Raw genomic sequence first — 6,521 nt, 5'->3', positions numbered from 1 at the left:
AGCTTCCGGCCCTGTCGGCCGAGCTGCTGAGCCTGGTCACACTGCTCGAAACCCGGCTCCCCCCCGAGACCCCGGACGGCGCCGTCACCCTCGACGCCGCGGCCTTCCGCGAGGCGGGCGCGCAGCTGGCCCAACAGCTGCGCGACGCCGACGGCGCGGCACCTGCGACCTTCCGGGCGCTCCGGCCCGATCTCATTACCCGAATCGGGATTGAAAAAGCCGCACAAATCTCCAACGCCATCCAGCACTACGATTATGATGAGGCACTAGCCCGCCTGAGCGAGACGCTCGACGAAACGGCCATGCCCGGAGACCACGCCTGATGCATCCCATCGACAGTCATCGCCCTCTCATCCTGGTCGTGGATGACGCGCCGGAGTCGATCGAGCCGATCGTCGACTGCCTGCAACGCGCCGATTTCCGCACGCGTATCGCCACCAGCGGCAAGCGCGCCCTTCAGCTTGCCAGCAGCAAGCCGGTGCCCGATCTCATCCTCCTCGACGTGAGCATGCCGGACATGGACGGCTACGAGGTGTGCAGCCAGCTCATGAACGATCCCGTCACCGCCAACATCCCGGTGATCTTCCTCACGATCCGCAACGAAGAGATGGACGAGCAGCTCGGCTTCGACGCCGGTGCGGTGGACTACATCACCAAGCCCATCAGCCCGCCGCTGGTGCTCACCCGCATCCGCAACCACCTCACCCTCAAGGCCGCCAGCGATTTCCTGCGCGACCGCAACAGCTACCTCGAACAGGAAGTCACCCGCCGCACCCGCGAACTCTCCCTGATCCAGGACGCCACCATCGTCGCCATGGCCTCCCTGGCCGAAACCCGCGACAACGAGACCGGCAACCACATCCGCCGGACCCAGTCCTACCTGCGCCTGCTGGCCCGCCACCTGCAGTCCAACCCCCACTACGCCGCCGAGCTCACCGACGAGAACATCGACCTGATGTACAAGTCGGCGCCGCTCCACGACATCGGCAAGGTCGGCATTCCCGACCGCATCCTCCTCAAGCCCGGCAAGCTCACCCCCGCCGAGTTCGAGGTGATGAAGACCCACACCACCCTCGGCCGCGAAGCCATCAGCCGGGCCGAAGCCCTGTTCGGCGTGTCCGCCCGCTTTCTGCGCTTCGCCAAGGAGATCGCCTACTCCCACCAGGAGAAATGGGATGGCTCCGGCTACCCGCTGGGCCTCTCCGGCGAACGCATCCCCCTGTCGGCGCGCCTGATGGCGGTGGCCGATGTCTACGACGCGCTGATCAGCAAGCGGGTATACAAAGCCGCCGTCAGCCATCTCGACGCCGTCGAGGCGCTCCGTGCCGGCAGCGGCACCCACTTCGATCCGAACATCATCGAGGCCTTCCTGGCCCTGCAGGACGAGTTCCGGAACATCGCCCAGCGCTTCGCCGACGTGGACGTGGACGAAGCCGCCGAGGCAGCGCGGCTGCGGCTCGTCTTTGGCGACTGACGCGCCCCTCCAGAACTCAAGATTCAGCCCTGGCGTCCGTAAAAGGTCAGCCGGCCGGAGAGCCGGCAAAGTCCGCTTTACGTCCGACAGGAGACCTGATGCCCCCCCGCCCGACGTCCCGACCGGTCGCCGCCCACCTTCGCCGTTACGGGCTGGCGCTTCTGGTCTTCGCGGTTGTGCTGGCCCTCACCGTGGACAACTATCGCACCGCGCTGCTCGAGGAGGCCACCGCCACCCGGGAACGTCTGCACCTGCTCGCTCAGGAACAGGTCATCCACCTGCGCGAGCGCACCGAGAGCCTCCTGCGCCAGGCCGACATCCTGAGCGGCCAGCTGGCCATCGCCCCCCATAGCAGCCGCGCCCAGCTCGGGCGCATGGTCACCCCGGTCTTCACCCACAACCCCGAGATCCTGCGGATCGGCATCGTCCATGTGGATGACGGCAAGGCCGCGATCACCGCCAGCACCACCCGCGACGCCGCAGACAGCAGTCCGCCAGCAACCGCGAGCAGATCCGCCATTCCCGATGCCCTCCTCGCCGCCGCCGTGGCCGCCGAGCACACCGAGGCCATCAGCGCCACCATCCCCTTCGCCCTGCCCGCCATCGGTGGCCCCCAGCAGACCTCGGTGCTCATCCTCAGCCCGATCCCTGGCGACCGCACCCACACCGGCGGCCGGGAACTGCTGTTCATCCAGATGTCGGTGAGCACCCTGCTCGAACAAGCTTTTGCGGTCACTTATCCGACCAACGGCCCGCGCCCCTTCGAGCTCGAGATCGTCGATGCCGACGCCAGCGCCAGCCTGCCGGTCCATCGCAGCCCGACCTTCCGCATCGGCAAGACCTCCTTCGCCGACAGCATCTCCTTCGCCGATCGCCGCTGGCTGGTGATCGCCGCCGCCGACCATGAAATGGACAGCCTCGTCGTCGGCCGGGACGCGGGCGCCCAGCTGCTCTCGGGCCTCGCCCTGGCAACCCTGGCAGCGCTGATGATTCATGTGCTGCAGACCCGCGCCGACGCCGTGCGCCGGCAGGTGGACGAAAAAACCGTCGCCCTTGGCGACGCCAACGCCTCGCTGGAGCAGTACGTCAAGGCCCTTGGCGACACCAACCGCCTGCTCGAAAGCGAAGTGGAAAAGCACGCCCGCTCGGAAGCCCTGCTGCGCGAAACCACCACCCTCCAGCGAGCCATCCTCGACTGCGCCGAATACGCCATCGTCTATACCGACGCCTCCGGCATCATCCGCGTTCTCAACCCCGCGGCCGAGCGGATGTTCGGCTACCGCGCCGACGAGCTCATCGGCAGCGAGACCCCGCTCATCTTCCACACCCCCGAAGACATCGCCCGCTGGGCGCTCACCGAAAAGGCCGGCGGGTTCGCCGCGGTCACCGCCGCCGCCATGGGGCCCACCCACGAAGTCAGCCTGCGGCGACGGGACGGCAGCATCTTCCCGGCCAACCTCAGCATCTCGGAAGTGCGCGACGCCCACCGCCATGTGCGCGGCTACCTGGGCATCGTCGCGGATGTCACCCAGCGCCACGACGCCGAGCGGCGCATCCGCCACCTGGCCCACTACGACAGCCTCACCTCCCTGCCCAACCGCACCCTGCTCAACACCCACCTCACCGAGGTCATCAACACCGCCCGGGAACGCCGCCGCGGTGCCGCGGTGCTGTTCACCGACCTCGACCGCTTCAAATACGTGAACGACACCCTCGGCCACCACGCCGGTGACGAGCTCCTGCTCGCCGTGGCCCAGCGCCTGCGCGGCTGCGTGCGCGACGGCGATCTGGTCGCCCGCACCGGCGGCGACGAGTTCGTGATCGTCCTCGACAACCTGGACAAGGGCTCGATGCCCGAAGACGTGGCGGAGCGCATCCTGGCCAGCCTGTCCCGCCCCTTCGAGCTCCACGGCCGTCAGTTCACCATCTCGCTCTCCATCGGCATCGCCCTCTTCCCCAACGACGGCCACGACGGCGCGGCCCTCATCAAGCACGCCGACGCCGCCATGTACCTGGCCAAGGAACGCGGCCGCAACAACTACCAGTTCTTCGACCACGGCCTGTCCGAACGCTTCAGCGAACGCCTCGACCTGGAAAACCGCCTGCGTCAGGCCGTCGAGGAAGGCCAGCTGGCCCTGTTCTACCAGCCCCAGGTGGACACCCTCAGCGGCGAACTCATCGGCATGGAAGCCCTCATCCGCTGGCGCCAGCCCGACGGCAGCATGATCCCGCCGGACGTGTTCATCCCCATCGCCGAAGAATCCGGCCTGATCGTGCCCATCGGCGCCTGGGTGCTCCATCAGGCGTGCCGGCAGAACCAGGCCTGGCAGTCCGAAGGACTCAGCCACGTGCCGATCAGCGTCAACCTCTCGGCCCGCCAGTTCGACGACGCCGGCCTCCTCGACACCATCCGCAAGGCCCTCGCCGAAACCGGCCTCGCCCCCGCCTTCCTGGATCTGGAGCTCACCGAGAGCCTGGTGATGCGCAACCCCGAGCACACCCGCAACCTGCTCGCCGAATGCAAGAAGCTCGGCCTGCAGCTGTCGGTGGATGACTTCGGCACCGGCTACTCCAGCCTCGCCTACCTCAAGCGCTTCCCCATCGACCGGCTGAAGATCGACCGCTCCTTCATCGACGAGATCGTCACCAAGGCCGACGACGCCGCCATCGCCCAGACCATCGTCGCGATGGCCCACACCCTGCGCCTGGAGGTGGTCGCCGAAGGCGTCGAGACCGACGCCCAGCTGGCCCTGCTGCGCCGCTGGCGCTGCGACGCCTACCAGGGCTACCTGTGCAGCCGCCCCATGAGCGCCGACGACATGACCCGGCTGCTGCGCACCCGCCGCGCCACCCGCGAGGTGTCCCTCGCGGTCGCCTGATCAACCGCCAGGCCTCAGAGCAGCCACTTGAAGCAGTAAAGCGCCGCCATCCCCACCCCGATGGTGGCCAGCACGCTGCCGGTGCGCCACGCCACCAGCGTGGCCACCAGCGCCGCCCAGGGCTTGGGCGCCATCAGCGACAGCACCACCTCGCCCCCGTGGATGAACAGCTCGCCGGCGGTCAGCGCCGCAAAGCTCGCCGGCGCAATGTGCCTGCACAGGGCATGCAGCCAGCCCGGCAGGCGCCGCCCGGCAAACAGCCCGATCATCGCGTAGCGGTACAGAAAGGTGACGATGCCCACCGTCACCAGCAGGCCAACCAGCGCGCCCGTCGTCATGGCCGGCTCCGCTTTGCGGCCATCACCCCGGCCAGCAGGCCCAGCACGATCGCCACCACCAGCCCCAGCCGAAAGGGCAGCGCCGCCATCGCCAGCGTGGCCACGGCCGCCACCAGCGCCGCCGCCTGCCCGGCCCGCTCGCGCATCAGCAGGGTGAGGAGCGCGATGAAGGTGAGCGGCACCGCAAAGTCGATGTCCCACTCCGCCGGCACCGTCGCGCCAAACAGCAGCCCGGCCGCGGTGGAGAGCTGCCAGGTGGCCCAAAGGGTGAAACCACAGCCGAGGAAATACCAATGCCGGTGGTCCGGCCCCGTCTCGGGACGGCCGCGGGTCTGGTAACGCAGGATCGCCACCGCGTAGGCCTCGTCGGTGAGCAGGTAGGCCAGCAGCATCCGCCAGCGCCGGGGCAGATGGCGCACATGCTCGGCCATCGACACGCTGTACAGCATGTGACGCAAATTGAGCAGGCCGGCGGTGAGCCCGATGGGCAGCGCCCCGGCGCCCGCCGCCAGCATCTGCACGATCACGAGCTGCGCAGCCCCCGCAAAGACCACCGCCGACGCGGCCTGGGCCAGCCAGGGCGGCATCCCGGCTGCCAACGCACCGATGCCGTAAAGCATCCCGAAGGGCACCACGCCCAACTGCAGCGGCGCCTCGTCGCGGCAGCCCGCGAGGAATTCGGACAATCTGGAAGACATGCAGGAGATCCAGCCGGCCTCCCGGAACGGAAAGGCCGGCGGCAGGGAATCGGAATCAGAACTGCTCGGAAGGCGCCTTGGCAGGCCGCCCGTCGCGCAAGAGCTTGGCCGGGTCGAGTTCGCCCTTCTGGTCGAAGTCGTAGCCACCAAAATTGCCGCTGACCAGCCGCCCCTTCAGCCGGTATTCCAGCTTGTCCAGCCCCTTGCCCAGGTTCTTGAACTGGCGCATCACCAGCCCGGCGATGCCGGCGGTGGCCTTCACCTCCACCAGCGCCTCGCCCAGCGCGGGGATCGTCACCGGCTTGTTGCCCACCCCGCGTGCAAAGGGCTCGCCGGCCACGTCGAGCGTGAAGCTGAGCCCTTCGACGGGGATCTCGAAGCGGTTGGGGTTGGTCACCCGCAGGGTCAGCAGAAAGCGCTGCTCCAGCAGGTTGCCGCCCTCCCCGCGGATGTCCGCCACCGAAACCTCGGGCTTGAGGGGCCGGAAGGTTGAGCCGGCACAGCCCCCCAGCAGCGCACCGGCCACCGCCAGCACAACAAAACGACGACGATCCATCACAGCCCTCACTCCAGTCTTTCCAGCGGCGATTCGAGCACCCTAAGCAGGCTGGACGTATCCAGCCTGCCACCGCCCAGCCCCATCAGCGCGTTGAGCTGCAGCCAGGTCTGCACCGCGATGGGCAGCGGTGCGCCAAGCGCGCGGGCTTCGTCCATCAGGATCGCGAAATCCTTGTGATGCAGGCGCGACTGGATGCCCGCGACGAAATCCCGCCGCGCCATGCGCCCGCCCATCACATCCAGCACCCGCGACCCGGCCGATCCGCCCGCCAGCGCAGCGATCACCTTGGTCGCGTCCAGCCCGTGGGCGCCCGCCAGCCGCATGGCCTCGGCAGAGGCCTGGATCACATTCACCATGATCATCTGGTTGCACGCCTTGGCCACCTGCCCGGCGCCGGCCTCGCCGATGTGGACCACCGTCTTGCCCAGGCAGTCGAACAGCGGGCGCACCTTCTCCAGCACCGCCGCCTCGCCGCCGGCCATGATCGCCAGCGTCGCGTCCCGCGCGCCCACCTCGCCGCCGGAGACCGGCGCGTCCAGCCAGCCGATGCCCCGCTCGGCGTAGGCCGCGGCG

7 protein-coding genes are annotated in these 6,521 nt (G+C 68.7%); 3 read left to right on the top strand and 4 right to left on the bottom strand.

The annotated features are described in order from the left end of the window. The 3 genes from QQK25_RS21755 to QQK25_RS21745 form a co-directional block, all read left to right on the top strand. Nucleotides 1–323 (top strand): hypothetical protein (locus QQK25_RS21755; RefSeq protein ID WP_284189840.1); only part of this gene is annotated, 323 nt, incomplete at its 5' end. Then, a complete protein-coding gene (locus QQK25_RS21750) occupies nt 323–1,474 on the top strand; it encodes a response regulator (RefSeq protein WP_284189839.1) in 1,152 nt (383 codons plus the stop codon). The genes QQK25_RS21755 and QQK25_RS21750, both read left to right, overlap by 1 nt. Before the next feature lie 98 nt (nt 1,475–1,572). Next, entirely contained in the window at nt 1,573–4,353 is a 2,781-nt protein-coding gene (locus tag QQK25_RS21745; protein ID WP_284189838.1) for a putative bifunctional diguanylate cyclase/phosphodiesterase, read from the top strand. Nucleotides 4,354–4,367: 14 nt separating this feature from the next. Here the strand turns inward: QQK25_RS21745 and QQK25_RS21740 are convergent, their stop codons facing one another. The 4 genes from QQK25_RS21740 to QQK25_RS21725 all read right to left on the bottom strand — a co-directional run. Then, a complete protein-coding gene (locus QQK25_RS21740) occupies nt 4,368–4,691 on the bottom strand; it encodes an AzlD domain-containing protein (protein ID WP_284189837.1) in 324 nt (107 codons plus the stop codon). Further along, the gene (locus QQK25_RS21735; RefSeq protein WP_284189836.1) at nt 4,688–5,389 is read right to left on the bottom strand and encodes an AzlC family ABC transporter permease; all 702 of its coding nucleotides are present in this window, start codon (nt 5,387–5,389) and stop codon (nt 4,688–4,690) included. Before QQK25_RS21735 ends, QQK25_RS21740 begins: the two co-directional genes overlap by 4 nt. A 55-nt stretch (nt 5,390–5,444) precedes the next feature. After that, a complete protein-coding gene (locus QQK25_RS21730; protein ID WP_284189835.1) occupies nt 5,445–5,945 on the bottom strand; it encodes an LEA/WHy family protein in 501 nt (166 codons plus the stop codon). Between the two features lie 8 nt (nt 5,946–5,953). Next, a partial coding sequence (locus QQK25_RS21725) for an NAD(P)-dependent oxidoreductase (protein WP_284189834.1) occupies nt 5,954–6,521 on the bottom strand: 568 nt, incomplete at its 5' end.

It is taken from the genome of Zoogloea oryzae (genome assembly GCF_030161255.1).
GTDB classification, from domain to species: domain Bacteria; phylum Pseudomonadota; class Gammaproteobacteria; order Burkholderiales; family Rhodocyclaceae; genus Zoogloea; species Zoogloea oryzae.
The sequence above is the reverse complement of the archived record's forward strand: the minus strand, read 5'-3'. Positions and strand labels throughout refer to the sequence as shown.